The following is a 25,534-nucleotide window of genomic DNA, read 5'->3' as shown; positions in this document are numbered from 1 at the left end:
CTAGGTTGAGGGACTCACGTGGCAGAGGCGGAGCGCATCATCGGTACGCCGGACATCCCAGAGGCGGCGGGAGCCGAGCCGGAGCAGTCGTCCGGCCCGGACCTCCCGGACGGGCAGGAGAGCACCGAGGCGCGGCCCAGGGGCAAGCGCCGTATCGCCGTGCTCTTCGCCGTCGCCGCGTTCGCGTACGCGATCGACCTGGTCAGCAAGATGATCGTGGTCGCCAAGCTGGAGCACCACGCGCCGATCGAGATCATCGGGGACTGGCTGAGGTTCGAGGCCATCCGCAACGCGGGTGCGGCCTTCGGCTTCGGCGAGGCCTTCACGATCATCTTCACGGTCATCGCGACGGCGGTGATCGTCGTGATCGCGCGGCTCGCCCGCAAGCTCTACAGCCTGCCCTGGGCGATCGCGCTGGGCCTGCTGCTGGGCGGTGCGCTGGGCAACCTCACCGACCGGATCTTCCGCTCGCCCGGCGTCTTCGAGGGCGCGGTCGTCGACTTCATCGCGCCGAAGCACTTCGCCGTTTTCAACCTCGCCGACTCGGCGATCGTGTGCGGCGGCATCCTGATCGTGCTGCTGTCCTTCAAGGGCCTGGACCCGGACGGGACCGTCCACAAGGACTGACCCCCGATCCCTGTACCCCCCCGGGGCCTGCCGGTGGTTGTCCACAGGCCCGTACGGGGCGGTCGGAGCCGTCCGGCATACTCGACGGGTGAGCACGATTCCCGAGATCCGTACCCTGCCCGTGCCGGACGGCCTGGAGGGCGAGCGCGTCGACGCCGCCATCTCCCGCATGTTCGGCTTCTCCCGTACGAAGGCCGCGGAGCTCGCCGCGGCGGGGAAGGTCTCGGTCGACGGCTCGGTGGTCGGCAAGTCCGAGCGGGTACACGGCGGGGCCTGGCTCGAGGTCGAGATGCCGCAGGCGCCCGCGCCGGTGCAGATCGTCGCGGAGCCCGTCGAGGGCATGGAGATCGTGCATGACGACGACGACGTGGTCGTGATCGTCAAGCCGGTGGGCGTGGCCGCGCACCCGTCGCCCGGCTGGAGCGGCCCCACCGTCATCGGCGGGCTGGCCGCCGCCGGCTACCGGATCTCCACCTCCGGTGCCGCCGAGCGCCAGGGCATCGTGCACCGCCTCGACGTGGGCACGTCGGGCCTGATGGTGGTCGCCAAGTCGGAGCGGGCGTACACGTCGCTCAAGCGCCAGTTCAAGGAGCGCACGGTCGACAAGCGCTACCACACGCTCGTCCAGGGCCACCCGGACCCGACCAGCGGCACCATCGACGCGCCCATCGGCCGGCATCCGAACCACGACTACAAGTGGGCGGTCGTCGCCGACGGCAAGCCGTCCGTCACGCACTACGACCTGATCGAGGCCTTCCGCGCGGCCTCCCTGCTGGACGTGAAGCTGGAGACCGGGCGTACGCACCAGATCCGCGTGCACATGTCCGCCCACCGTCACCCCTGCGTCGGCGACCTGACGTACGGGGCCGACCCGACGCTCGCCAAGCGGCTGCGGCTGACCCGCCAGTGGCTGCACGCCGTACGGCTGGGCTTCGAGCACCCCGGTGACGGGCAGTGGGCGGAGTTCGACAGCGACTACCCGGCCGACCTGCAGAAGGCCCTGGACCAGGTCCGCGAGGAGACCTACGGATGAGCGGCACGCCCGCGTACACGGTGCGCGTCGCCGAGGACCCCGCCGACCTGGAGGCGTGCTTCGCGGTGCGCAAGGAGGTCTTCGTCGGCGAGCAGGGCGTCCCGGAGGACCTGGAGTACGACGCGCACGACGCCGGCGCGGTGCATGTGCTGGCGGTCCGCGAGGACGGCGTACCGCTCGGCACGGGGCGGCTGCTCCACGGCACGGGGGCCGCGGAGCGGACCGGCGGTGACCCGGCGGTCGGGTCGCTCGGGCGGCTGGCCGTCACGAGGGAGGCGCGCGGGCTGGGCGTCGGGGTCGCGCTCGTGCGGGCCATAGAGAAGGCGGCACACGCGCGTGGGCTGACAGCGGTCGACCTGCACGCGCAGACCCAGGCCCTCGGCTTCTACGAGCGGCTGGGGTATGCGGCGTACGGCCCCGAGGAGTTGGAGGCGGGGATTCCGCACCGGTCCATGCGGCGTTCTCTCTAGCGACCGTTCCGTCTCCCACTCGCGCACCGCCCGTTTCCAGTCGGTTGAGAGGCTGGGCGACCTTCTGTGGTCGCTCGCCGTCGGCGGCTCTCCCCGCGTATGCCTCACACGAACCGGCGTGCTTTTCGTCGGGGGCCCTGGTTAGCGTCTCTGCTCGGCTTAGGTATCCCTAGGGCAACCTAGGTCTCGGACATGGCGAAATGCCCGGTGTGCCGAACGTCTTCGTGCCCTGGTGCCGGTCGCCGAAGCGATCGGCCCGCGTGGCACGTCCCTCCGGACGCTGGTCGGTCCAGCTTGCACGGCTATGGGACCGAGGAGGGTGCCCGACGTCGCCTGGGCGCCGGGCGTGCACGTCACAGTATGCCATGGGATAGCTACGGATCGCTAAATCGGCTGGTGAGCCTCGGGATATGGCACGCAGCGTCGTCATTAGTGGTGGTGGTACGGGAATCGGGCTGGCTGCGGCTCGGGTGTTCGCGGCCGACGGGAATCGGGTGCTGTTGCTCGGGCGGCGGGCCGAGGTGCTGGAGGACCGGCTCGCCTCCCCGGGCGGGCGGGTGCTGTTCGTCAGCTCGATCGCCGCCTACCGGGGGTCCGGGAGCGGGGCGTACGCCGGTGCCAAGGCCGCGCTGCACCCGTACGCCCGTGATCTCGCCCGGGAGCTGGGTCCGCGCGGGATCACCGTGAACACCGTCGCGCCCGGCTACATCGAGGACACCGGGTTCTTCGGTGAGGCCATCGACCCCGCCCGCCGGGAGCGGCTGATCGGCGAGACCTTCGACGGGCGGGCCGGGACGCCCGGGGACGTCGCCGCCACCCTGCACTGGCTCGCCTCGCCCGGCGCCGCGCACATCACCTCACAGGTCGTGCAGGTCAACGGCGGCGCCGAACGCGGCAACTGAGGCGCCCCGCGTCACGTGGGACGTGCCGCCGCCCCGTCCGCGGAGGAGGAACGGCCTCCGGGGATCCGGGCCGGCGGTGGCGTCGCGTCCGCGGTGTTGACGCGCGGCAGCGCGTACGGGTGCTCCTTGGCCAGCCAGCGCACCATCTGCTCGCGGACCGTGACCCGGACCGTCCAGATGTCGTCGGCGTCCTTCGCCGTGACCAGGGCCCGCACCTGCATGGTGTTCGGGGTGGTGTCCGTGACGTCCAGGCCGCAGGCCCGGCCGTCCCAGGCCGGGCACTCGCGCAGGATGTCCCGCAGCTTCTCGCGCATCGCGTCCACCGGCGCCGTGTGGTCGACGTGGAGGTAGACGATGCCGGTCATCTGCGGGGTGCCGCGCGACCAGTTCTCGAACGGCTTCGAGGTGAAGTACGACACCGGCATGGTGATCCGGCGCTCGTCCCAGGTCCGCACCGTCAGAAAGGTCAGCGTGATCTCCTCCACGGTGCCCCACTCGCCGTCCACCACGACTGTGTCGCCGATGCGCACCATGTCGCCGAAGGCGATCTGGAGCCCCGCGAACATGTTGCTCAGCGTCGACTGGGCGGCCACACCGGCGACGATGCCGAGGATGCCGGCCGAGGCCAGCAGCGAGGCGCCCGCCGCCCGCATCGCCGGGAACGTCAGCAGCATCGCCGCCACCGCCACCACCCCGACGACGGCCGACACCACCCGCATGATCAGCGTCACCTGGGTCCGCACCCGCCGGACCCGGGCCGGATCGCGGTGCACGCGCGCGTAGCGGGAGTACGACGTCTCCACGACCGCCGCCGCGATCCGGACCACCAGCCAGGCCACCGAGCCGATCAGCACCAGGGTGAGCGCCCGGCCGATGCCGGTGCGATGGTCGTCCAGCAGTTGCGCCTGGTCGTAGGACCCTCTCAGCAGGGCCGCGCACAGCACCACCTGGTACGGGACGCGGCCGCGCCGCAGCAGACCCCACAGGGGTGTCTCACTGTGCCGGGTGTCGGCCTTGCGCAGCAGAAGGTCGGTGGCCCAGCCGATGAGGACGGTCAGCAGGACCGAGCCGCCGACCACGATCACGGGGCGGATCAGGTTCTCCATGCCCCCGAAAGTAACCGGGCGGGCGGGGCCTTGAACATGTGACTTCCGTGCAGAGACGCACACGGGGCGTTGTCGGTGCCGACTGGCACCATGGGCACATGAACATCATGCTCTTTCACTCGACCTACGGACTGCGCCCGGCCGTGCGCGCGGCGGCCGACCGGCTGCGGGCCGCCGGGCACGAGGTGTGGACCCCCGACCTCTTCGAGGGACGCACGTTCGAGACGGTGGAGGAGGCCAGGGACTACCGGGAGGAGATCGGCAAGGACGAGCTGCTGAAGAGAGCCGTCCTGGCCGCCGCGCCCTACTCGGAGAGAGGGCTGGTGTACGCCGGGTTCTCGCTGGGCGCGGCGATCGCGCAGACTCTCGCCCTCGGCGACGACAAGGCGCGCGGCCTGCTGCTCCTGCACGGCACCTCGGACCTGGCGCCGAACGTCTCGGTCGACGAGCTGCCGGTCCAGCTGCACGTGGCGGAGCCGGACCCGTTCGAGACCGACGACTGGCTGAGCGCCTGGTACCTCCAGATGGGCCGGGCGGGCGCCGACGTCGAGATCTACCGGTACGCGGGCGCCGGGCACCTGTACACCGACCCCGACCTGCCGGACTGGGACGAGGAGGCCGCCGAGGCCACCTGGAGGGTGGCGCTCGGCTTCCTCGACACGCTCTAGCCGGACCCGAGGGCCGGCCGGCTCAGACCGGGTCGTACGTGCGCTCCACCTTCTGCGTTCCGCTGCGCGTGCGGTACGAACGGGACCAGGAGGAGGTCGCGGTGGTGCTGGTGCGGTCGGACAGGACGTAGTAGTCCATCTGCGCGCGGTCGGCGGTGATGTCCAGGACGCCGTAGCCGTGACGGTCGGTGTCGACGAAGTGGACGTGCCGGTTGGCGGCCCGGATGATTGGCGAGGCGATCGCGGTGAGCGTGCCCTCCGGGACCTTGACGATGTCGTCGAGGTTGTCGGAGGTCACCGAGGTGACCACGAACTCGGTGGCGGCCGAGGCCGACAGCGGGTAGGTCCCCGCGTCCACGGGCACGTCGTTGGCCCACGCCATGTGGATGTCACCGGTCAGGAAGACGGTGTTGCCGATGGCGTGGGAGCGCAGGTGCGCCAGCAGTTCACGGCGGTCGTCGGTGTAGCCGTCCCACTGGTCGGTGTTGAGGGCCAGGCCCTCCTGGGGCAGGCCGAGCAGCTTGGCGAGCGGCTTGAACAGATCGGCGGAGAGGGAGCCGATGGCGAAAGGCGAGATCATCACCGAGTTGCCGACCAGCCGCCAGGTGGTGTCGGACGCCTTCAGCCCGGCCTTCAGCCAGTCGAGCTGGGCGCGGCCGGTGAGGGTGCGGTCCGGGTCGTCGACCGAGCCGTTGCCGACCGAGACCTGCTGCGAGCGGAAGGACCGCAGATCGAGCAGGGAGAGGTCGGCCAGCTTGCCGAAGCGCAGCCGGCGGTAGGTGGTGCCGGCGATGGCGGGCCGGACCGGCATCCACTCGAAGTAGGCCTGCTTGGCGGCCGCCTGACGGGCCGTCCAGGTGCCCTCGGTGCCCTCGGTGTGGTTCTCGGCGCCGCCCGACCAGGTGTCGTTGGCGATCTCGTGGTCGTCCCAGATCGCTACGACCGGCGCCTTCGCGTGCAGGGCCTGCAGATCGGGGTCCGTCTTGTACTTGCCGTGCCGGGTGCGGTAGTCGGCGAGCGTGAGGATCTCGTGCGTCGGCGAGGTCTGCCGTACGACGGTGCCGCGCGCGCCGTACTCGCCGGTGCCGTACTCGTAGATGTAGTCGCCGAGGTGCAGCCAGGCGTCCAGGTCGCCGCGGGCCGCGAGATGGCGGTACGAGGAGAAGTAGCCGGCTTCCCAGTTGGCGCAGGACACCACGCCGAAGCGCAGGCCGCTCACGGTCGCGTCCGCCGCCGGCGCGGTGCGGGTGCGCGCCACCGGGGAGTCCGTGCCGCCCGCCGAGAAGCGGAACCAGTAGTCGGTGGCCGGGGCGAGGCCGCGGACGTCCGCCTTGACGGTGTGGTCGGAGGCGGCGGTCGCGGTGAGGGAGCCCCGGCTGACGACGTTCGTCAGTGCCTTGTCGGTGGCGACGACCCAGCTGACCTCGGTGTCCGGGCCGAGCCCGGAGCCCGGCACCGCCTCGGCGGTGGGCGTCACCCGCGTCCACAGCAGGACGCCGTCGGACAGCGGGTCGCCGGAGGCGAGACCGTGCAGGAAGGCGGGGGCCTCGGCGGCCGCGCGGGCGGGCATCGCCGCGGCGAGCGGTCCGGCCAGAACAGCCGTCGCCGCCGCGGCCTTGACGACCGTACGGCGGCGCGGGGACAGCGAGTTGGCGCGCTCTGACGGGGTGTCGGCGCTCTCGGGTGATCTGTGTCGACTGGTCACGGGCGATGAGATTACTGACCAGTACGACGAAAGAGTGGGCGAACGTGAAATGTTCGCCCGCTCTTCCCCTACGTGTCGGACTCGGAGAACGTGGCCGGGTCAGGCCTTCAGGGCCGCCTCGATCGCCGTGTTGAAGTCGGCGACCGTCATCGGGGCGTTCTGCCCGTCCGAACCGGTCAGCGTCTTGTCGTCCATCTTCAGGGTCGGGGTGCCCGTGACGCCGCTGCTGTCGAAGGTCTTCGACATCTCCAGCGCCCACCGGTCATAGGTGCCGTCCTTCACCGCGTTCTGGAACTCGGTGTTGCCCTTCAGTTCCTTGACGGTGTCCGCGACCTTGATCAGGTAGGAGTCGTCCTTGAACTTGTCGTCGCTCTCCTCGGGGTGGTACTTCGCCGAGTACAGGGCGGTCTTGTACTCGAGGAACGCCTCGGGGCTGACGTTCAGCGCGGCGCCGAGGGCGCTCAGGGCGTTCTTGGAGCCCTCGCCGGTCAGGCTGCGGTCGAGGAAGGTGGCGCCGACGTACTGGATCTTGAACTTGCCGTCGTCGTAGTCCTTCTTCACCGTCGCGCCGACGGTCTGCTCGAACGTGGCGCAGACCGGGCAGCGCGGGTCCTCGTACATCACGAGGGTCTTCTTGGCGCTCTCCTTGCCGAGGACGACGGTCGTGCCGTTCTTGCCGCTGGTGTTGGCCGGCTTGACCAGCTTGGCGGTCTTGGCCTCGTCCCAGTAGCCGGGCTGGTTGGCCTGGACGACGGCGTAGCCTATGCCGCCGGCCGCGGCCAGCACGCCGATCGCCGAGGCGGCGACGATGATCTGCCGCTTGGCCTTGGCCCGCTTGGCCTGCTTCTCGCGCTCGATGCGCAGCCGCTCCCGGGCCGCCGTCTTCGCCGCCTGGGTGTTCCGCTTGCTCATGTCGGTGTTCTCCATCGAGGACGCGCACGCTCGTGCGCGGATATGTGTGAGGGACTGCTCGTGCTCGGTGATCCGGTGTCGGCGATCTCGCATTCGGCGATCTCGTGTCCGGTCGTCCGGTGCGGGCGGTGCCGCGCGGACGGTGTCGCCGGCCCGTGCCGCTCAGGCGGCGAGGGCGAGGGCGGCCGGGCGCGGTGGTCCGCGCCGGCCCGGACAGTGCACGAGGATCAGGTCACGGGCGGTGGCCGTACGGTGCGCGGGCCGCGGCAGGCGGCGGACCGCCGGGGCGCGTCGTACGGTCACGGCACGGACCGCGAGCAGCAGGGGCCGGAACGTGGTCGCGCCGGCCGCCCGCAGCAACTGGGCCAGCGCCCGCTCGCCCCGGCGCAGCCAGGCGGCCGCGATCAGGCCGACGGCGAGGTGCGCGGCGAGCAGCAGCCAGGCGGTGACCGGGTCGGAGTGGGCCAACAGGCCGCCGAGCCGGTCCGGGTCGGTGCCGGTGACTTGGGCCAGCGGGATGCCGACCCGGCTGCCGTTGCCGCACAGGACGTCCCAGCCGACCGCGGCCAGGGGACCTGCGACCGGGCCGCCGGCCCGGCCGTAGCAGACGTGCTGGCCGGTGGTGAAGATCGTGTCGGCGGCCAGTTCCAGCGGGATCAGCAGGGCCGCGATCCGCCCGAAGCCGCACTCGCGGCCCGCGAGGGCGTACGCGAGGACGAACACGGCGGCCGCGACGGCGGCCACCGTGTTGAACGGCAGCGGGGCCCGGGACAGCAGGACGTGCGACGCGGTGCTGAGCGTCACGACGACCGCCGTGAACAGCGCCGCGCGTACGGCTCTGAGTCGGGTCCCGGATATGTCCATTGCGCAGGAAGTGTGTCACGCGCTCCCGTAAGAGACCCCTAAAAGGTCCCTGTGAGAAGCCCGACTGTTAGCCACCTGTTGTCAGAGACCGGGGATCCGGCCGTTGCGGAACAGGTCGACGAAGATCTGGTGGTCCGCACGCGCGCGGGCGCCGTAGCCGTGCGCGAAGTCCACCAGAAGCGGTGCGAAGCTCTCCTCGTCGGCGGCGATGGCCGCGTCGATGGCCCGCTCCGTGGAGAACGGCACCAGGGACTCGCCGGAGGTGTCGTCCGCCGACGCGTGCATGGTGGCCGTGGCCCGGCCCAGGTCGGCCACGACGCCCGCGATCTCCTCCAGGTCGTCGATGTCGCCCCAGTCCAGGTCGACGGCGTACGGCGAGACCTCGGCGACGAGCTGGCCCGCGCCGTCCAGCTCGGTCCAGCCCAGCCACGGGTCGGCGTGCTGCTGCAGGGCGCGCTGGGAGATCACCGTGCGGTGGCCCTCATGCTGGAAGTAGTCACGGATCGCCGGGTCGGTGACGTGCCGGGAGACGGCCGGGGTCTGGGCCTGCTTGACGTAGATCACGACGTCGTTCTCCAGGGCGTCGCTGTGGCCCTCGAGAAGGATGTTGTACGACGGCAGACCGGCCGAGCCGATACCGATGCCGCGCCGCCCGACGACATCCTTCACCCGGTAGGAGTCCGGGCGGGCCAGGGAGGTCTCCGGCAGGGTCTCCAGATAGCCGTCGAAGGCCGCGAGGACCTTGTAGCGGGTGGCCGCGTCCAGCTCGATGGAGCCGCCGCCGGGCGCGAAGCGGCGCTCGAAGTCACGGATCTCCGTCATGGAGTCCAGCAGCCCGAAGCGGGTGAGGGAGCGGGCGTCCCGCAGGGCGTCCAGGAGCGGGCCCTCGGCGGTGTCCAGGGTGAACGGCGGCACCTCGTCGCTCTTGGCGCCGGTGGCCAGCGCGCGCATCCGCTCGCGGTACGCGCCCGCGTACACCCGCACCAGCTCGGTGATCTGGTCGTCGCCGAGCGCCTTCGCGTACCCGATGAGGGCGATCGAGGCGGAGAAACGCTTGAGGTCCCAGGTGAAGGGGCCTACGTAGGCCTCGTCGAAGTCGTTGACGTTGAAGATCAGCCGGCCCGTGGAGTCCATGTACGTGCCGAAGTTCTCCGCGTGCAGGTCACCGTGGATCCACACGCGCGAGGTGCGGTCGTCCAGGAACGGTCCGCTGTATGTCCTCCCGCCACCCCGCCCGGCGTTCTCCTGGTCCAGGTCGTGGTAGAAGAGCGCCGCCGTGCCCCTGTAGAACGCGAACGCCGAGGCCGCCATCTTGCGGAACTTCACCCGGAACGCGGCCGGGTCGGCGGCCAGGAGCTCGCCGAACGCGGTGTCGAAGACGGCGAGGATCTCCTCGCCGCGTTGCTCGTCGTTGAGCTGCGGGACCGACATCGCGGGTGCCTCCTGGTGCATATGTGTACGACAGCGTTTCTGTCGACTCCAACGGGCGGGGCCGTGCGAAAGTGCCCGCGGCCCCGGTGTGAAGGTACGCGGGGATGCGGCCCCGGTGTCAGTGGCGAGGCATAGACTTCGACGCTGACCCCCGGACTGTCCGCCCGCCCGTCGTCGAGTGTTTCCCTTGGAGGCCACGCCGTGTCGAAGCCGCCGTTCACGCACCTGCACGTCCACACCCAGTACTCGCTGCTGGACGGTGCCGCGCGGCTGAAGGACATGTTCAACGCGTGCAACGAGATGGGCATGACCCACATCGCCATGTCCGACCACGGCAACCTCCACGGGGCGTACGACTTCTTCCACTCCGCGAAGAAGGCCGGGATCACCCCGATCATCGGGATCGAGGCGTATGTCGCGCCCGAGTCGCGGCGCAACAAGCGCAAGATCCAGTGGGGCCAGCCGCACCAGAAGCGGGACGACGTCTCGGGTTCCGGCGGTTACACCCACAAGACGATCTGGGCGGCGAACGCGACGGGCCTGCACAACCTTTTCCGTCTCTCCTCCGACGCGTACGCCGAGGGCTGGCTGCAGAAGTGGCCGCGCATGGACAAGGAGACCATCGCCCAGTGGTCCGAGGGGCTCATCGCCTCCACCGGCTGCCCCTCCGGCGAGCTCCAGACCCGGCTGCGCCTCGGCCAGTACGACGAGGCACTGAAGGCGGCCGCCGACTACCAGGACATCTTCGGCAAGGACCGCTACTTCCTGGAGCTGATGGACCACGGCATCGACATCGAGCACCGGGTCCGCGACGGACTGCTGGAGATCGGCAAGAAGCTCGGCATCCCGCCGCTCGTGACGAACGACTCGCACTACACGTACGCGCACGAGGCGACCGCGCACGACGCGCTGCTGTGCATCCAGACCGGCAAGAACCTCTCCGACCCCGACCGCTTCAAGTTCGACGGCACGGGCTACTACCTGAAGTCCACGGACGAGATGTACGCCATCGACTCCTCGGACGCCTGGCAGGAGGGCTGCGCCAACACGCTCCTGGTCGCCGAGCAGATCGACACCGACGGCATGTTCGAGGCCCGCAACCTCATGCCGAAGTTCGACATCCCCGACGGCTACACCGAGGTCACCTGGTTCCGCGAGGAGACCATGCGCGGCATGCACCGCCGCTTCCCCGAGGGCATCCCGGACGACCGCATGAAGCAGGTCGAGTACGAGATGGACACCATCATCTCGATGGGCTTCCCCGGGTACTTCCTCGTCGTCGCCGACTTCATCATGTGGGCCAAGAAGCAGGGCATCGCCGTCGGCCCCGGCCGAGGCTCCGCGGCCGGCTCGATCGTCGCGTACGCCATGGGCATCACCGACCTCGACCCCATCCCGCACGGTCTGATCTTCGAGCGGTTCCTCAACCCCGAGCGCATCTCGATGCCCGATGTCGACATCGACTTCGACGAGCGTCGGCGCGTCGAGGTGATCAGGTACGTGACCGAGAAATACGGCGCCGACAAGGTCGCCATGATCGGCACGTACGGCAAGATCAAGGCCAAGAACGCCATCAAGGACTCCGCGCGCGTGCTGGGCTACCCGTACGCGATGGGCGACCGCATCACCAAGGCCATGCCCGCCGACGTCCTCGGCAAGGGCATCGACCTCAACGGCATCACCGACGCCTCGCACCCCCGCTACAGCGAGGCGGGCGAGGTCCGCGCGATGTACGAGAACGAGCCGGACGTGAAGAAGGTCATCGACACCGCCAAGGGCGTCGAGGGCCTGGTCCGGCAGATGGGCGTGCACGCCGCCGGCGTGATCATGTCCAGCGAGACCATCACCGAGCACGTCCCCGTCTGGGTGCGGCACACCGACGGCGTGACCATCACCCAGTGGGACTACCCGAGCTGTGAGTCGCTCGGCCTGCTGAAGATGGACTTCCTCGGCCTGCGCAACCTCACGATCATGGACGACGCCGTCAAGATGGTGAAGTCCAACAAGGGCGTCGACATCGACCTCCTCGCCCTGCCGCTCGACGACCCGACGACCTTCGAACTGCTCCAGCGCGGCGACACCCTCGGCGTCTTCCAGTTCGACGGCGGCCCCATGCGCTCACTGCTGCGCCTGATGAAGCCCGACAACTTCGAGGACATCTCCGCCGTGTCGGCGCTCTACCGCCCCGGCCCGATGGGCATGGACTCGCACACGAACTACGCGCTGCGCAAGAACAAGCTCCAGGAGATCACCCCGATCCACAAGGAGTTGGAGGAGCCGCTCGAGGAGGTCCTGGCCGTCACCTACGGCCTGATCGTCTACCAGGAGCAGGTGCAGAAGGCCGCCCAGATCATCGCCGGCTACTCGCTCGGCGAGGCCGACATCCTCCGCCGCGTGATGGGCAAGAAGAAGCCCGAGGAACTGGCGAAGAACTTCACCATCTTCCAGGCCGGCGCCCAGAAGAACGGCTACAGCGACGAGGCCATCCAGGCCCTGTGGGACGTCCTGGTCCCGTTCGCCGGCTACGCCTTCAACAAGGCCCACTCCGCCGCGTACGGACTGGTCTCGTACTGGACCGCCTACCTGAAGGCGAACTACCCGGCCGAGTACATGGCCGCGCTGCTGACGTCCGTCAAGGACGACAAGGACAAGTCGGCGATCTACCTCAACGAGTGCCGCCGTATGGGCATCAAGGTGCTCCCGCCGAACGTCAACGAGTCGGTGCACAACTTCGCCGCCCAGGGTGACGACGTGATCCTGTTCGGCCTGGAGGCCGTCCGCAACGTCGGCACCAACGTGGTCGACTCGATCATCAAGAGCCGCAAGGCGAAGGGGAAGTACGGCTCCTTCCCCGACTACCTCGACAAGGTCGAGGCCATCGCCTGCAACAAGCGCACCACGGAATCGCTGATCAAGGCGGGCGCGTTCGACACGCTCGGGCACACCCGCAAGGGCCTCACCGCCCAGTTCGAGCCCATGATCGACAACGTGGTCGCGGTCAAGCGCAAGGAGGCCGAGGGCCAGTTCGACCTCTTCGGCGGCATGGGCGAGGAGGAGACCAGCGAGCCCGGCTTCGGCCTCGACGTGCAGTTCACCGAGGACGAGTGGGACAAGACCTATCTGCTCGCCCAGGAGCGGGAGATGCTCGGTCTCTACGTCTCCGACCACCCGCTGTTCGGCCTGGAGCACGTGCTGTCCGACAAGGCGGACGCGGGCATCGCCCAGCTCACCGGAGGTGAGCACGCCGACGGCGCGGTCGTCACCATCGGCGGCATCATCTCCGGCCTGCAGCGCAAGATGACCAAGCAGGGCAACGCCTGGGCCATCGCCACCGTGGAGGACCTCGCGGGCTCCATCGAGTGCATGTTCTTCCCGGCGACCTACCAGCTGGTGTCGACCCAACTCGTCGAGGACGCCGTCGTCTTCGTCAAGGGCCGCCTCGACAAGCGCGAGGACGTGCCGCGGCTCGTCGCGATGGAGCTCCAGGTCCCCGACCTGTCCAACGCGGGCACCAACGCGCCGGTGATCCTCACCATCCCGGCCACTCGGGTCACCCCGCCGATGGTCAGCCGCCTCAACGAGATCCTCACCCACCACAAGGGTGACAGCGAGGTCCGGATCAAGCTCCAGGGCCCGACCAGGACGACCGTCCTGCGCCTGGACCGGCACCGGGTCAAGCCCGATCCGGCGCTGTTCGGCGATCTCAAGGTGCTGCTCGGCCCGTCCTGCCTGGCGGGCTGAGGCCTGGTGGGCTGAGCCCTGGCGGGCTGAGCCCTGGCGCGGACCGAAGCGCGAGGGGCGCGTCCGATCATGGACGCGCCCTTCGGTGTGCCTGGGCTGCAACAGCCCACTGCGCGGATGTCAGTTGTGCCCGAACCGCTTCTGCCGGCCCTTGCGGGCGACGTCCGCCGGGGTCGCCTGGGAGATCCGCTGCTCGGCCTGATCCTGCATCGAGGACTGCTGGGCCTGCTGCTGACTGCGCTCGGACTGCGGCTGTTTACGGTCCTGCTTCTTGTTCTTGGCCATGGGGATCTGCCTCCTGCGGGGGATGTAGGGACCAGGGCCGCGACCAGATTCACATAGGCTGACTTAAGGCGCATTTCGGATAATTACCGTCCGTGACAGGGCTTCTCGGAGCGCATCGGCTCGAAACGCCACGCCGAAGATCGAGTTCGGGCCGTTAACCCCCGCACGGTCGGGCAGACTCGAAGGAAGCCCGAAGCAAACCTCCCGGGAAGAGGGTGAGTCGTGTGGACCGCTGCATCGTCCTGGTGGACGCCGGGTATCTGCTGGGGGCCGCCGCGAGCCTCCTCGCCGGAGAGCCCTCGCGGTCCCGCATCACCGTCGATCACTCCGCCCTCGTCCAGGGCCTGCGTGAACAGGCCGAGTCCGACACCGAGCGGCCCCTGCTGCGCATCTACTGGTTCGACGGCGCCCCCGACCGCGTCCCCCAGCCGGAGCACCGCAGGCTGCGCGTGATGCCCCGGGTCACCGTCCGGCTCGGCGCCCTGACCCGCAGCGACGGACGCTGGGCCCAGAAGGGCGTCGACGCCGCCATGCACGCCGAACTGACCGAGCTGGCCCGCAACCGCGCCTGCTCCGACGTCGTCCTCGTCACCGGCGACGGCGATCTGCTGCCGGGCATGATGGCCGCCAAGGAACACGGCGTCGCCGTCCACCTCTGGGCCGTCCAGGCCGCCGACGGCGACTACAACCAGTCCGAGGACCTCGTCGCCGAGGCCGACGAACGGCGCGTCCTGGACCGTACGTGGATCACCAAGGCCGTACGCGCGAAGGAGCTCGGCGGGGTGTGCGCGCCGCCGCCCGCGCCCCGGCCCGAGATCGCCGCGATCCTCTCCGCGCCGCTGCCCGTCACGGGCCTCGCCCCCGCCGCCGAGCGCCCCGCCGAGGAGCCCGAGCATGCCGGAGCGGACGCCGCCGACCGCGCCGGCACCCAGGAGCGCGTCCCCGCGACCAAGGGCGTCCCCACCCCCAAGGACCTGGCCGCCCTGCGCGCACCCGGCCCCCACTCCGCCCCGCACCCCTCCACCGCGACCCTGCGCTGGTCCTCCGACAAGGGCTGGGTGGACCGGCCCGGCGGTGTCGCCGCCGAGCCCGCCGAGGCCGCCTCCATGCCGACGCTCGCCCAGCTGACCACGGCCGAACAGCGGTGGGCCGACCGCGAGGAGGACATCACCACCGTCGGCGGAGACCCGTACGAGGTGGGACAGGTCTTCGCCCGCCGCTGGATGGGCCGCCTCGGCGACCAGAACCATCTGCAGAAGCTGTCGGGCATGTACCCGCGGATCCCGCACCGCATCGACGGTGAGCTGCTCCGGTACGCGGCCCGCTTCGGACTCCTCGCGCACAAGGACGACCAGATCGACGAGCACGACCGCTACGCCATCCGGGCGGGCTTCTGGCGCGAGGTCGACGTCCGGACCGCCGCCGAGCACGCGCCCGCCGGGGACTGACGGCCCCCGAGAGCGGCCCCAAGGACGAGCGGAGGCTCCCGACCCCGTAGGCTCGTCCCTTGTGAGTACGCGCGCGGCATCGGCCATCCGGCACCCGGACGAGGTCGTGTGTGCCGTGCGCGGACTGACCAAGACCTATCGGGCGGTACGCGGCCGGCGCGGCGCCCCGGCGACCCCCGAGGTACGGGCCACCGACGCGGTGGAGCTGGACATCCGCCGCGGTGAGATCTTCGGGCTGCTCGGGCCGAACGGCGCAGGCAAGTCCACCCTCGTACGGCAGCTGACCGGGCTCATGCGGCCCGACGCGGGCACCGTGGAGATCCTCGGCCACGACATCGTGCGCCACCCCGAACGCGCCGCGCGGATCCTCGCCTACCTCGGCCAGGAGTCCACCGCCCTCGACGAGCTCACCGTCTCCCTCGCCGCCGAGACCACCGGACGGCTGCGCGGCCTCGACGCACGGCAGGCCCGGCAGGAACGGGACACCGTCCTCGACGAGCTGGCACTCACCCCGATCGCCGGACGCCCGCTGCGCAAACTGTCCGGCGGACAGCGGCGGCTGGCCTGCTTCGCGGCCGCGCTGGTGGGGGAGCGGCCACTGCTGGTGCTGGACGAGCCGACCACCGGCATGGACCCGGTCGCCCGGCGCGCCGTGTGGTCGGCCGTGGACCGGCGACGCGCCGAGCGCGGCACCACCGTCCTGCTGGTCACCCACAACGTCATCGAGGCCGAGACCGTCCTCGACCGGGTCGCCGTCCTGGACCGGGGCCGGGTCATCGCCTGCGACACCCCCACCGGGCTCAAGGAGCAGGTCGCCGGCGAGGTCCGGGTCGAGCTGGTGTGGCGGGAGCGGGCGCCGCTGGAGGTGCCCGAGGTCGCCGCGCTGCGCGAGCGCGCCGTGGAGTCCGGGCGCCGCTGGACACTGAGGCTCGCCCCCGACGAGGCCCGCGCCATCGTCGCCACCGTCACCGGCGGGGCCGCCTTCGCCGCCCTGGACGACTTCACCCTGGCCACGCCCAGCCTGGAGGACGTGTACCTGGCGCTGGGCGGGGCCGCGCGGCAGGGGCTGGTGCGGGCGTGAGCGATATGAGCAGGGTGAGCCCCCGGTCCGTATGGTCCCCCGTGTCTCCATGGTCCCCAGGGTCTCCATGGTGGTCCGTAGGGGTCGGTGTGAGAGCCGCAGGGAAGAGGAGCAGCGCCACGTGAGTGTCGTACCCGCCGAGGTTCTGCCGGGCAGCGCCCGGGCCGTCACCGGTACGGTCCGCGCGACCGCCGAGCTGGGGCCGCGCGCGCGGCTGTGGCCGTCGCTCGTGGCCGTGTACCGGGCGCAGCTCTCGCGTGCGCGGGTGGCGCGGATCCCGTTGCTGTTCGTGGCGACCTTCCAGTCGGTCGGCATCCTGATCATGATGCGGGGCGTCGTCGACGGGGGCAGCGAGGCCGAGGCGGTCGTCGCGGGGTCGGCGGTGCTCGTCGTCGCGTTCGTCGCGCTCAACCTGCTGGCGCAGTACTTCGGGCAGCTGCGGGCGAGCGGCGGGCTGGACCACTACGCCACCCTGCCGGTGCCGCCGGCGGCCGTGGTGCTGGGTGCGGCGGGGGCGTACGCCTCGTTCACCGTGCCGGGGACCCTGGTGACCGCGGTGTTCGGGTGTGCGCTGTTCGGGCTGCCGCTGACGCATCTGTGGGTGCTGGCGGCCGTGATTCCGCTGGCCGGGGCCGCGCTGTCCGGGCTGGGCGCCGCGTTCGGGCTGCTCGCGCCGCGGCCGGAGCTGGCCACCGTGCTGGGGCAGCTGGGCATGTCCGCCGCGCTGCTGCTGGGGGTCCTGCCGCCGGACCGGATGCCGGAGGCCGTGCGGTTCGCCCGGGATCTGCTGCCGTCGACGTACGGCGTCGAGGCCTTCGCGCGGACCTTCGGGACGGATCCGGACTGGGCGCTGGTGCTCGGGGACCTCGCGGTGTGCGCCGGTGTGGGCGTCGTTTCGCTGGCCGTCGCCACCTGGGCGTACCGGCGGGCCGCCGTCCGGTGACGCGCCGCACGGACGGGCCTGGCACGATGTCAGGGTGACCGCACCGCTGACTCCGCCTCCGCCGCCGCACGAACCGTCGCCGCAGGGCGCCTGGCCGCCTCCGCCCGGAGGGTACGTGGAGGTGGCGGCCGCGCCGCAGGATGCCTCGTACGGACAGGACGGGCCCGGGATGAAGACCGAACTGCGCGAGGCCGCCGTGGTCACGGTGGTGGTCGCGGTGGCCGGGGCGCTGCTCGGGGCGCTGTGGAGGTGGCTCGCGCCCTCCGTGCCGCTGGTCGGTGATGTGGTGAACGGGGCGTGGGTCGTCTACCTCAAGGACACCGAGGGGGAGCAGGCGGTCGGGGTGGACGGGACGTTCACGCTGCTGGCGCTGGGGTTCGGGGCCGTGAGTGCGGGGTGTGTCTTTGCGTGGCGGCGGCGTGGGGGTGTGCCGTTGGTGGTGGCGCTGATGGTCGGGGGGCTGTTGGGGTCGGTGCTTGCCTGGCGGCTGGGGGTGTGGCTGGGGCCCGGGTCGGATGTGATCGCTCAGGCGAAGGCCGCGGGGAAGGGGGTGACGTTCTCCGCGCCGTTGAAGCTGGGGGCGAAGGGGGCGTTGCTGGCGTGGTCGTTCGCGGCGTTGCTGGTTCATCTGGGGCTCACGGCGCTGTTCGGGCCGCGGGACCCCGATCCGTACGGGCAGGGGCCGGTTCCCAAGGACTCCTACGGGGCGCCGCTCGCGTAACGCGGATTCTCGCCCCCGCCGCCCTTACCCGTCCCATCCCCAGGGGGCTCTGCCCCCTGAACCCCCGATCGGCCCTGAACGGGCCTCGTCCTCAAGCTCCCCCAGAGGGGGCACCCCCAGACGGGCTGAATCAACTGGGCCCGCTCTGATCGGTGCCGCCCCCTACGCGTGGGTGGGGATCGGGACGGCAAACTGCTTCGTCTTCTGACGCCGGATGGACTGGGTGGGGTGCCTTTGTTCCGACCGAGTCGGGTGGTGGGTGGGCATAGGCCGGGGGTCTGGGGGCGGGAGCCCCCAGGGGCTCGGGCGGCGTCAGGCTCGGCCGATTGGGGCCAGGACTGCCGCTGTCAGGGTGGCCAGGTCGGTCGGGGCGAGTTCGACCTCCAGGCCCCGGCGGCCTGCTGAGATGCAGATCGTGGGGTGGGCGGTGGCCGAGTCGTCGAGGACTGTGGGGAGTCTCTTGCGCTGACCGAGGGGGGAGATGCCGCCTCGGACGTAGCCCGTGGTGCGTTCGGCCAGGGTGGGGTCGGCCATGGCGGCGCGTTTGCCGCCGACCGCTGAGGCCAGGGCCTTGAGATCCAGGGAGCCGGCCACCGGCACCACGGCGACCGTGAGGGTGCCGTCCACCTCCGCCACCAGCGTTTTGAAGACCCGGTCGGGGGACACGCCCATCGCCTCCGCGGCCTCCTCGCCGTAGGACGGGTGGCTCGGGTCGTGGTCGTAGGAGTGGACCGTGAAGTCCACGCCCGCCGAGGTGAGGGCCACCGTGGCGGGGGTGCCGCCGGACTGCTGCTGCTTCTTCGGCTTCTTCGCCATGGGTTACGTGCGCCTTCGGGTGTCTTCAGTTGAGACTTGTCGGGCCGCGCGTCAGGTCCGACGCGGGCAGCGAGGGCAGGCTACGGATGATCGCCGTCTCCGTGCGAAGGAGTTTCAGTTCGTCGCGGAGCCGGGACGCCGTGTCGGGTGCCTGGAGGAGGCGCTGCTTCGTCGGGGTGTCGAGCATCATCGCCGCGGCCACCAGGTAGGACACCACCGCGGGGTCGTCGGGGAGGTCCGCACCGGTGGTGAGGGAGCGTTCGCGGGCGCCCGCCAGGCGCTTCTGGTACTGGCGGAAGGCTCGCAGGACGCCTTCCGCGAGGGCGCCCGCCTCGTCCCCCGGGTCCTCCGGGAGCGCTTCCAGCTCCGCCGTGAGGAAGGGGCCAGAGGCGTCCACCGACAGGAGGCGGACCCGCGTCGTGCCCGTCGCCAGGACCTCGAAGGTGCCGTCGGCCCGCTCGCGGATCGTCGCGGCGTCGGCGACGCAGCCGGTGCCGTGGAACGCCCTGAGGGGATCCGCGCCGAAGCCGGCCGCCGGGCCGCGCTCGGGCAGCGCAGTCTGGTCGGGCAGGCCCGGCGCGGTGGGCGCGACCTCGTGGCCGTCGCGGATGGCGACGACGGCGAACCGGCGTGGTTCGTCCTCGGCGGTCTTGAGCAGCTCGCGCATCATGGCGCGATAGCGCTCCTCGAAGACGTTCAACGGGAGCACCAGACCCGGGAACAACACCGAGTTCAGGGGGAAGAGCGGCAGACGGACGGTGGTCACGGCGCAGAAGCCTAGTGGTCGTCCGGGTGCGCTCGGTCGCCGTGACCATTTCGTGGATGCCACGGTTCGGGCACGGCCCGTCCCGTGTACACGGCCTCGCGCACCGCCAGGAAGTGTCCGAGGGGGTCGTCGGAGAGCCGGCTCCAGGGGAAGGAGGTGGCGTACGGGCCGATCAGGCGCAGCTGGACGAGGGTCTCGTCGAGGCGGCCGAGGCGGACGAGCACGTAGGTCAGCAGGTTGCGTGTCTCGGCGGTCCACGGGTCCAGGGACGGGAAACGGGCCGAGAGGGCCGTCGCGCGGTCGGCCGCCGCGTCCAGCCGCTCGCGCGGCACCTCGGGGCCGCAGCCGTCGGTGAGATAGGCGAAGGCCGCCCGGACGGGGAGCGCCTGGACCAGCGATCCCGCCGGGGCGTCCTGGGCGGCCCGGTCGGCGAAGTCGAAGCACTCGCGGTGCGAGCCGTGCCAGGACTGGGCGAGATAACGCTTGGCGGCGACATGGCAGCCGTAGTGGTGCGGGGCGCGGCGCACCGCCGCCTCCCACAGCTCGCCGAAGTACTTGTGCCCGGCCCGTGCGCCGCGCGCGTGGTCCAGGGCGATCCGCCACGGCACCGGGTCGCGGTGGTCGCTCTGCGCGGCCGCGGTGATCAGCGGGCTCACCTCGCGCAGCAGTTCGGCGCGCGCCGGTGACTGCCAGGCGCGGTTTACCGCGAGCTGGGCCGAGACGAGCAGCAGGTCCGGGTCGCGGGGCGCCGCCGCGCGCCACTCCTCGAACCACTCCGTGCGGGAGTGCGCGAAGGAGGCCAGGCGGGTCACATAGCGGTCGCGGTACTCCCACTCGGCCCGTTCACGGGTGAGGGACAGCAGCTCGGCCGCCGTCTCGTACGAGCCACGGCCGGCCGCGACGAGCGCCGGGCCGAGCCGGTCGTCGGGCACGTCGAGGAGCACCTCGTCGTCGGCGGGAAGCCCGGCGCCGGGGTGGGGGGCGGCGGTCGTCCGGGCCGTCCGGGAGAGCCGGGAGGCACGGATGAAGGGGGGCAGCAGAGCCATGGTGCCGCCCATTGAAAAGCCGCAGGTCGGGTTGCGCCAGAGGGTGCGGGCAACCCCTGGAAAGTTGTACGCCGCCAGGTCAAGGAACAGCAAAAGGTGAGCGGTGTTCAGGGATTGTTCGTGCACCGACAAGGGGGTTCTGTGGAGATCCACCCCCCCAGGTTTCAGCCCGCAGCGACCGGGCGCGTGACCCGCGCCGCAGCAGCCGCGTCACCCGCGCCGCAGCAGCCGCGTCGCCCCCGCCGCCACCGTCGTCGCCAGGATCCAGCCGAGCAGGATCAGTGCCGTCGACAGCCACTGCCAGCCGCCGGTGAGCTGCCACTGGCCGACCTGGCCCAGGTCGATCACCGGCAGCAGCAGGTCGAGGGTGAACAGGGCCGGGTTCCAGGGCGGATGCCCTACGGGGTTCACCGGTGGATGCGGGGCGTTCGCGAAGGCCAGGGAGCTCGCCGCCCACAGCACCGCCATCCACACCGCCGCCCGGCCCGGCCGGTACCCGTAGGCGACCGTCCAGTCCTGCACATAACCCCAGAACTTCGCGGCCGGCGGCAGGGTCTCGCGGCGCCGGCGCTGCTTGGCGAGCAGCACCTCGCGGGCGTCCTCGTCCTCCCCGCCCGCCCGCAGCACCGTCGCAAGGCGCTCGTACGGCTCCGGCGCGTACTCGGCGGTCGAGGCGGCCACCCACTCCAGCCGGGCCGCCAGCGGGAACGGGCCCTGCGGCACCAGGTTCTCGTAGGAGAAGCCGCCCATGTGCAGATTGCCGGGCCCCGGCCACGCGCTCGCGCGGTCCACCAGGTTGATCACCCGGGCGCCGGACAGCACCACCTTGCCGCGCTGCGGCCCCTCCCCGAGGAACCGCAGCTCGGGCGTCTGCACCCGGACCAGCGACAGCTCCTGGTCGTCCGTGAAGGAGAACCGGGCCCGCTCCAGGTCGACCGCCTCCCCGAACCGCCCGTCGTCCAGCCGTATCCCGCCCCGGCACTCGAACCGCTGGATGCGCGTCCCGCGCGCGGGGGTCGTCCCGCTCAGCGCCTGCCGGCCGACGCCCGCCGGGGTCAGATACAGCGAACGCTCCACCGTCAGCTGCGGCGCGTTCAGCGCGAGCCGGGTGTACGGGTTGGCCAGCCGGGCGCCGCGCAGGCTCAGCGACACGCCGATCTTGGCGCTGCGCATGCTCAGCTCGCCGTGCGACTCCAGCAGCTCCGCCTGGAGGTCCTGGCCGACGGTCATGCCGTCGGCGGCGATGGAGCGGCCCGTACGGTCGCGGTACACGATCGCCTGGTTGAGCAGCAGGTCGGTGCCGATGTGCGCGTCGGTGAGCCGTACGCCGTTGTGGAAGCGGCAGCGGGGGAGATGCAGATCGCCCTCAGTGTGCAGCCGGGCCGCCTCCAGCCGCGGCACAGAGCAGTCCACCATCCTGAGGGTCGCGAACCGCGACTCCGGCAGGAGCACGTCCCGCTCGAACCGGCAGCGCTTCAGCTCGACGTACGGCACCACCGTGCCGCCCGCCAGTTCGAGGCTGCCGCTGATCCGCACACCGACCAGCTTGAGGCTGGACACCCGGCCGGCCAGCGCGGGCGGCCCGTCCAGCAGCAGCCAGGCGACGATCCTGGCGCGCACGGTCCGCTCCCCGCCCCACGGATGCCCGCCGTGCGGATCGTCGACGACGGCGTCCCCGCTGCTGAGGTCGTACACACTGCCGTTGCGGAAGGCCTGCCACATGCCGGCCTCCGCGGCGGTCAGATCATCCGGGATGTCTCCCGTGGCGGTTCCGTCCCCTTCGGTCATCATCTGTCACCCCCTCGGTCACTCTCAGCCGTTGATGCCCTTGCGTGACCCTCCGGAAGCAAGACGTGAAGGTGATCTTCCGGGTTCCGGCCAGGTTCCGTATCAGCCACTGATACGCGCGGACGGCGCCGGATCCCGGTCTGAGAGAATTGGGCTGTGATCTCTCGAATCGATCTGCGCGGCGACGCCCTTCCCGAGGGCCCCGCCCTGCGTGACCTGCTGCCCCGAGCCGAGTTCGACGTTCAGGCCGCCCTGGAGAAGGTGCGCCCGATCTGCGAGGCCGTGCATCATCGGGGCGACGCGGCGCTGATCGACTTCGCCGAGAAGTTCGACGGGGTACGGCTGGAATCCGTACGTGTTCCCGCCGAGGCCCTCGCCGACGCGCTGGAGCAGCTCGACCCGGCCGTGCGCGCGGCCCTGGAGGAGTCCATCCGCCGCGCCCGTCTCGTCCACCGCGAGCAGCGCCGTACGACCCACACGACCCAGGTCGTGCCGGGCGGGTCCGTGACCGAGAAGTGGGTGCCCGTGGAGCGCGTCGGGCTGTACGCGCCCGGCGGCCGGTCGGTCTACCCGTCGTCGGTGGTCATGAACGTCGTGCCCGCGCAGGAGGCCGGGGTCGAGTCCATCGCGCTCGCCTCGCCCGCGCAGGCGGACTTCGATGGGCTGCCGCACCCGACGATCCTCGCCGCCTGCGCCCTGCTCGGCGTCGACGAGGTGTACGCGGCCGGTGGCGCGACCGCCGTCGCGATGTTCGCGTACGGCACCGAGTCCTGCGCGCCCGCCACCATGGTCACCGGCCCCGGCAACATCTGGGTCGCCGCCGCCAAGCGCTACTTCACCGGCAGGATCGGCATCGACGCCGAGGCCGGTCCGACCGAGATCGCGGTCCTCGCCGACGACACGGCCGACCCGGTGCACGTCGCGTCCGACCTGATCAGCCAGGCCGAGCACGACCCGCTGGCCGCCGCCGTCCTGGTCACCGACTCCGTCGAGCTGGCGGACGCGGTCGAGAAGGAGCTGGAGCCGCAGATCGCGGCCACCAGGCACATCGACGACCGGATCGTCCCGGCCCTCAAGGGCCGCCAGTCCGCGATCGTCCTCGTCGACGGCGTCGACGAGGGACTGCGCGTGGTCGACGCGTACGGCGCCGAGCACCTGGAGATCCAGACGGCCGACGCGGCGGCCGTCGCCGACCGGGTGAAGAACGCGGGCGCGATCTTCGTCGGGCCCTGGGCGCCGGTCTCCCTCGGCGACTACGCCGCCGGGTCCAACCACGTGCTGCCCACGGGCGGCTGCGCCTGCCACTCCTCGGGCCTGTCGGTCCAGTCCTTCCTGCGCGGCATCCACATCGTCGACTACACGAAGGACGCGCTGGCCGAGGTCGCGCACCACGTGGTGACGCTGGCGGAGGCGGAGGACCTGCCCGCGCACGGCGCGGCGATCAAGGCAAGGTTCGGGTGGAAGGTACCGGCGAGCAAGTGAACCTCGGAATCGACGATCTCCCCGTACGGGACGAGCTGCGCGGCAAGTCCCCCTACGGCGCGCCCCAGTTGGACGTCCCCGTACGGCTGAACACCAACGAGAACCCCTACCCGCTGCCCGAGCCGCTGGTCGAACGGATCGCGGAGCGGGTCCGCGAGGCCGCCCGCGACCTCAACCGCTATCCCGACCGCGACGCCGTCGAACTGCGCACACAGCTCGCCAAGTACCTGACGGACACCTCCGGGTACGAGGTCGGTCTCGCCAACGTCTGGGCCGCCAACGGCTCCAACGAGGTCCTCCAGCAGCTGCTGCAGACCTTCGGCGGACCGGGCCGTACGGCGATCGGCTTCGAGCCGTCGTACTCGATGCACGCGCTCATCGCGCGCGGGACGGGGACGGGCTGGATCTCGGGGCCCCGGGGCGACGACTTCACCATCGATCTCGCGTCGGCCGAGAAGGCCCTCGCCGAGCACCGCCCGGACGTCGTCTTCATCACCACCCCCAACAACCCCACCGGCACCGCCGTCCCGGCCGAGACGGTCCTCGCGCTGTACGAGGCCGCCCAGGCGGCAAAGCCGTCGATGGTCGTGGTGGACGAGGCGTACATCGAGTTCAGCCACGGCGACTCGCTGCTGCCGCTGCTCGAAGGCCGGCCGAATCTCGTCGTCTCGCGGACGATGTCCAAGGCCTTCGGCGCGGCCGGGCTGCGCCTCGGCTACCTCGCCGCGCACCCGGCGGTCGTGGACGCCGTACAGCTGGTGCGGCTGCCGTACCACCTGTCGGCCGTCACCCAGGCGACCGCGCTGGCCGCCCTGGAGCACACCGACACGCTGCTGAAGTACGTCGAGCAGCTGAAGTCGGAGCGGGACCGGCTGGTGAGCGAACTGCTCGCGATCGGCTACGAGGTCACGGTGTCCGACGCCAACTTCGTGCAGTTCGGCCGGTTCGCCGACGCCCACGAGGTCTGGCAGCAGATCCTCGACCGGGGTGTGCTGGTCCGCGACAACGGTGTGCCGGGCTGGCTGCGGGTCACCGCCGGAACCCCCGAAGAGAACGACGCGTTCCTCGACGCGGTCCGTGAAGTCAAGAAGGAGCAGAGCGCATGAGCCGCGTAGGACGTGTAGAGCGCACGACGAAGGAGACCTCGGTCCTCGTCGAGATCAACCTCGACGGCACGGGCAAGGTCGACGTGTCGACCGGCGTCGGCTTCTACGACCACATGCTCGACCAGCTCGGCCGCCACGGTCTGTTCGACCTGACCGTGAAGACCGACGGCGACCTGCACATCGACTCGCACCACACCATCGAGGACACCGCCCTCGCCCTCGGCGCCGCCTTCAAGCAGGCACTCGGCGACAAGGTCGGCATCTACCGCTTCGGCAACTGCACGGTCCCGCTGGACGAGTCCCTCGCCCAGGTGACGGTGGACCTGTCCGGCCGCCCGTACCTCGTGCACACCGAGCCCGAGAACATGGCGCCGATGATCGGCGAGTACGACACCACGATGACCCGGCACATCCTGGAGTCCTTCGTCGCCCAGGCCCAGATCGCGCTGCACGTGCACGTGCCCTACGGGCGCAACGCGCACCACATCGTGGAGTGCCAGTTCAAGGCCCTCGCCCGTGCGCTGCGCTACGCCAGCGAGCGCGACCCGCGCGCGGCCGGCATCCTCCCCTCCACGAAGGGTGCGCTGTAAAGC

At 71.1% G+C, this 25,534-nt stretch carries 23 protein-coding genes; 13 read left to right on the top strand and 10 right to left on the bottom strand.

The window, feature by feature from the left end; translation table 11 throughout:
• The first annotated feature begins 18 nt into the window (after positions 1-18).
• From lspA to ACLZN2_RS12780, 4 genes are all read left to right on the top strand, one after another.
• The gene (gene lspA, locus ACLZN2_RS12795; protein WP_416978538.1) at positions 19-627 is read left to right on the top strand and encodes a signal peptidase II; all 609 of its coding nucleotides are present in this window, start codon (positions 19-21) and stop codon (positions 625-627) included.
• 88 nt (positions 628-715) lie between these two features.
• Positions 716-1,660 (top strand): RluA family pseudouridine synthase, encoded by a 945-nt coding sequence (locus ACLZN2_RS12790; RefSeq protein ID WP_416978537.1) that lies wholly within the window; start codon positions 716-718, stop codon positions 1,658-1,660.
• Entirely contained in the window at positions 1,657-2,130 is a 474-nt protein-coding gene (locus ACLZN2_RS12785; RefSeq protein WP_416978536.1) for a GNAT family N-acetyltransferase, read from the top strand. The genes ACLZN2_RS12790 and ACLZN2_RS12785 overlap by 4 nt, the downstream gene beginning before the upstream one ends.
• 410 nt (positions 2,131-2,540) lie before the next feature.
• Complete coding sequence (locus tag ACLZN2_RS12780; RefSeq protein WP_416978535.1) at positions 2,541-3,032, top strand: SDR family NAD(P)-dependent oxidoreductase; 492 nt, start codon at positions 2,541-2,543, stop codon at positions 3,030-3,032.
• Between the two features lie 11 nt (positions 3,033-3,043).
• Here ACLZN2_RS12780 and ACLZN2_RS12775 read toward each other — a convergent pair whose 3' ends face one another.
• Entirely contained in the window at positions 3,044-4,138 is a 1,095-nt protein-coding gene (locus tag ACLZN2_RS12775) for a mechanosensitive ion channel family protein (protein ID WP_416978534.1), read from the bottom strand.
• Between the two features lie 98 nt (positions 4,139-4,236).
• Here ACLZN2_RS12775 and ACLZN2_RS12770 point away from each other — a divergent pair, with 98 nt between their 5' ends.
• Complete coding sequence (locus tag ACLZN2_RS12770; protein WP_416978533.1) at positions 4,237-4,806, top strand: dienelactone hydrolase family protein; 570 nt, start codon at positions 4,237-4,239, stop codon at positions 4,804-4,806.
• A 22-nt stretch (positions 4,807-4,828) separates the two neighbouring features.
• Here the strand turns inward: ACLZN2_RS12770 and ACLZN2_RS12765 are convergent, their stop codons facing one another.
• The 4 genes from ACLZN2_RS12765 to ACLZN2_RS12750 all read right to left on the bottom strand — a co-directional run bounded on the left by ACLZN2_RS12765 (position 4,829) and on the right by ACLZN2_RS12750 (position 9,718).
• Positions 4,829-6,511, bottom strand: coding sequence for an alkaline phosphatase D family protein (locus tag ACLZN2_RS12765; RefSeq protein ID WP_416978532.1), 1,683 nt, complete (start codon positions 6,509-6,511; stop codon positions 4,829-4,831).
• Between the two features lie 99 nt (positions 6,512-6,610).
• On the bottom strand, positions 6,611-7,423 hold the full coding sequence (locus ACLZN2_RS12760) for a DsbA family protein (RefSeq protein ID WP_416978531.1): 813 nt from the start codon (positions 7,421-7,423) through the stop codon (positions 6,611-6,613).
• 162 nt (positions 7,424-7,585) lie between these two features.
• Complete coding sequence (locus tag ACLZN2_RS12755) at positions 7,586-8,287, bottom strand: hypothetical protein (protein WP_416978530.1); 702 nt, start codon at positions 8,285-8,287, stop codon at positions 7,586-7,588.
• A gap of 81 nt (positions 8,288-8,368) precedes the next feature.
• Positions 8,369-9,718: a DUF2252 domain-containing protein gene (locus tag ACLZN2_RS12750; RefSeq protein ID WP_416978529.1), complete on the bottom strand. Its 1,350-nt coding sequence runs from the start codon at positions 9,716-9,718 to the stop codon at positions 8,369-8,371.
• A 201-nt stretch (positions 9,719-9,919) separates the two neighbouring features.
• On the opposite strand from ACLZN2_RS12750, the gene dnaE reads away from it, so the two are divergent.
• Positions 9,920-13,459 carry a DNA polymerase III subunit alpha gene (dnaE, locus tag ACLZN2_RS12745; protein WP_416978528.1) on the top strand — a complete coding sequence of 1,180 codons (3,540 nt, stop codon included), beginning with the start codon at positions 9,920-9,922 and terminating at the stop codon, positions 13,457-13,459.
• Positions 13,460-13,579: 120 nt separating this feature from the next.
• On the opposite strand, the gene ACLZN2_RS12740 is transcribed toward dnaE, so the two are convergent.
• The gene (locus ACLZN2_RS12740) at positions 13,580-13,744 is read right to left on the bottom strand and encodes a hypothetical protein (RefSeq protein WP_416978527.1); all 165 of its coding nucleotides are present in this window, start codon (positions 13,742-13,744) and stop codon (positions 13,580-13,582) included.
• Positions 13,745-13,968: 224 nt separating this feature from the next.
• Between ACLZN2_RS12740 and ACLZN2_RS12735 the strand changes: the two genes are divergently transcribed.
• The 4 genes from ACLZN2_RS12735 (at position 13,969) to ACLZN2_RS12720 (ending at position 17,937) form a co-directional block, all read left to right on the top strand.
• Complete coding sequence (locus tag ACLZN2_RS12735; RefSeq protein ID WP_416978526.1) at positions 13,969-15,192, top strand: NYN domain-containing protein; 1,224 nt, start codon at positions 13,969-13,971, stop codon at positions 15,190-15,192.
• A gap of 106 nt (positions 15,193-15,298) precedes the next feature.
• Positions 15,299-16,273, top strand: coding sequence for an ABC transporter ATP-binding protein (locus ACLZN2_RS12730; protein ID WP_416978817.1), 975 nt, complete (start codon positions 15,299-15,301; stop codon positions 16,271-16,273).
• 121 nt (positions 16,274-16,394) lie between these two features.
• Complete coding sequence (locus ACLZN2_RS12725) at positions 16,395-17,216, top strand: ABC transporter permease (protein WP_416978525.1); 822 nt, start codon at positions 16,395-16,397, stop codon at positions 17,214-17,216.
• Between the two features lie 34 nt (positions 17,217-17,250).
• On the top strand, positions 17,251-17,937 hold the full coding sequence (locus ACLZN2_RS12720; protein WP_416978524.1) for a hypothetical protein: 687 nt from the start codon (positions 17,251-17,253) through the stop codon (positions 17,935-17,937).
• A gap of 312 nt (positions 17,938-18,249) precedes the next feature.
• On the opposite strand, the gene ybaK is transcribed toward ACLZN2_RS12720, so the two are convergent.
• The 4 genes from ybaK to ACLZN2_RS12700 form a co-directional block, all read right to left on the bottom strand.
• Positions 18,250-18,753, bottom strand: coding sequence for a Cys-tRNA(Pro) deacylase (gene ybaK / locus ACLZN2_RS12715; RefSeq protein ID WP_416978523.1), 504 nt, complete (start codon positions 18,751-18,753; stop codon positions 18,250-18,252).
• A 25-nt stretch (positions 18,754-18,778) separates the two neighbouring features.
• A complete protein-coding gene (locus ACLZN2_RS12710; protein ID WP_416978522.1) occupies positions 18,779-19,519 on the bottom strand; it encodes an LON peptidase substrate-binding domain-containing protein in 741 nt (246 codons plus the stop codon).
• A gap of 11 nt (positions 19,520-19,530) precedes the next feature.
• A complete protein-coding gene (locus ACLZN2_RS12705; RefSeq protein WP_416978521.1) occupies positions 19,531-20,577 on the bottom strand; it encodes a hypothetical protein in 1,047 nt (348 codons plus the stop codon).
• A 198-nt stretch (positions 20,578-20,775) separates the two neighbouring features.
• On the bottom strand, positions 20,776-22,353 hold the full coding sequence (locus tag ACLZN2_RS12700) for an oxidoreductase (RefSeq protein WP_416978816.1): 1,578 nt from the start codon (positions 22,351-22,353) through the stop codon (positions 20,776-20,778).
• 156 nt (positions 22,354-22,509) lie between these two features.
• On the opposite strand from ACLZN2_RS12700, the gene hisD reads away from it, so the two are divergent.
• From hisD to hisB, 3 genes are read left to right on the top strand one after another with little or no spacing between them, the layout of a single operon-like run.
• A complete protein-coding gene (gene hisD / locus ACLZN2_RS12695) occupies positions 22,510-23,835 on the top strand; it encodes a histidinol dehydrogenase (RefSeq protein ID WP_416978520.1) in 1,326 nt (441 codons plus the stop codon).
• Positions 23,832-24,941 (top strand): histidinol-phosphate transaminase, encoded by a 1,110-nt coding sequence (locus ACLZN2_RS12690; RefSeq protein ID WP_416978519.1) that lies wholly within the window; start codon positions 23,832-23,834, stop codon positions 24,939-24,941. The genes hisD and ACLZN2_RS12690 overlap by 4 nt, the downstream gene beginning before the upstream one ends.
• A complete protein-coding gene (hisB, locus tag ACLZN2_RS12685; protein WP_079662945.1) occupies positions 24,938-25,531 on the top strand; it encodes an imidazoleglycerol-phosphate dehydratase HisB in 594 nt (197 codons plus the stop codon). The genes ACLZN2_RS12690 and hisB overlap by 4 nt, the downstream gene beginning before the upstream one ends.
• Positions 25,532-25,534 lie beyond the last annotated feature (3 nt).

The organism is Streptomyces sp. T028 (assembly GCF_048159505.1).
GTDB lineage: Bacteria > Actinomycetota > Actinomycetes > Streptomycetales > Streptomycetaceae > Streptomyces.
The sequence above is the reverse complement of the archived record's forward strand: the minus strand, read 5'-3'. Positions and strand labels throughout refer to the sequence as shown.

What these genes read in the sequence shown, in the direction of transcription:
- ACLZN2_RS12700 (WP_416978816.1), bottom strand. Translation starts at nt 22,353, where the DNA reads ATGACCGAAGGGGACGGAACCGCCACGGGAGACATCCCGGATGATCTG.
- hisB (WP_079662945.1), top strand. Translation starts at nt 24,938, where the DNA reads ATGAGCCGCGTAGGACGTGTAGAGCGCACGACGAAGGAGACCTCGGTC.
- ybaK (WP_416978523.1), bottom strand. Translation starts at nt 18,753, where the DNA reads ATGGCGAAGAAGCCGAAGAAGCAGCAGCAGTCCGGCGGCACCCCCGCC.
- ACLZN2_RS12740 (WP_416978527.1), bottom strand. Translation starts at nt 13,744, where the DNA reads ATGGCCAAGAACAAGAAGCAGGACCGTAAACAGCCGCAGTCCGAGCGC.
- ACLZN2_RS12770 (WP_416978533.1), top strand. Translation starts at nt 4,237, where the DNA reads ATGAACATCATGCTCTTTCACTCGACCTACGGACTGCGCCCGGCCGTG.
- ACLZN2_RS12785 (WP_416978536.1), top strand. Translation starts at nt 1,657, where the DNA reads ATGAGCGGCACGCCCGCGTACACGGTGCGCGTCGCCGAGGACCCCGCC.
- ACLZN2_RS12780 (WP_416978535.1), top strand. Translation starts at nt 2,541, where the DNA reads ATGGCACGCAGCGTCGTCATTAGTGGTGGTGGTACGGGAATCGGGCTG.
- ACLZN2_RS12750 (WP_416978529.1), bottom strand. Translation starts at nt 9,718, where the DNA reads ATGTCGGTCCCGCAGCTCAACGACGAGCAACGCGGCGAGGAGATCCTC.
- ACLZN2_RS12775 (WP_416978534.1), bottom strand. Translation starts at nt 4,138, where the DNA reads ATGGAGAACCTGATCCGCCCCGTGATCGTGGTCGGCGGCTCGGTCCTG.
- ACLZN2_RS12755 (WP_416978530.1), bottom strand. Translation starts at nt 8,287, where the DNA reads ATGGACATATCCGGGACCCGACTCAGAGCCGTACGCGCGGCGCTGTTC.
- ACLZN2_RS12760 (WP_416978531.1), bottom strand. Translation starts at nt 7,423, where the DNA reads ATGAGCAAGCGGAACACCCAGGCGGCGAAGACGGCGGCCCGGGAGCGG.
- ACLZN2_RS12705 (WP_416978521.1), bottom strand. Translation starts at nt 20,577, where the DNA reads ATGGGCGGCACCATGGCTCTGCTGCCCCCCTTCATCCGTGCCTCCCGG.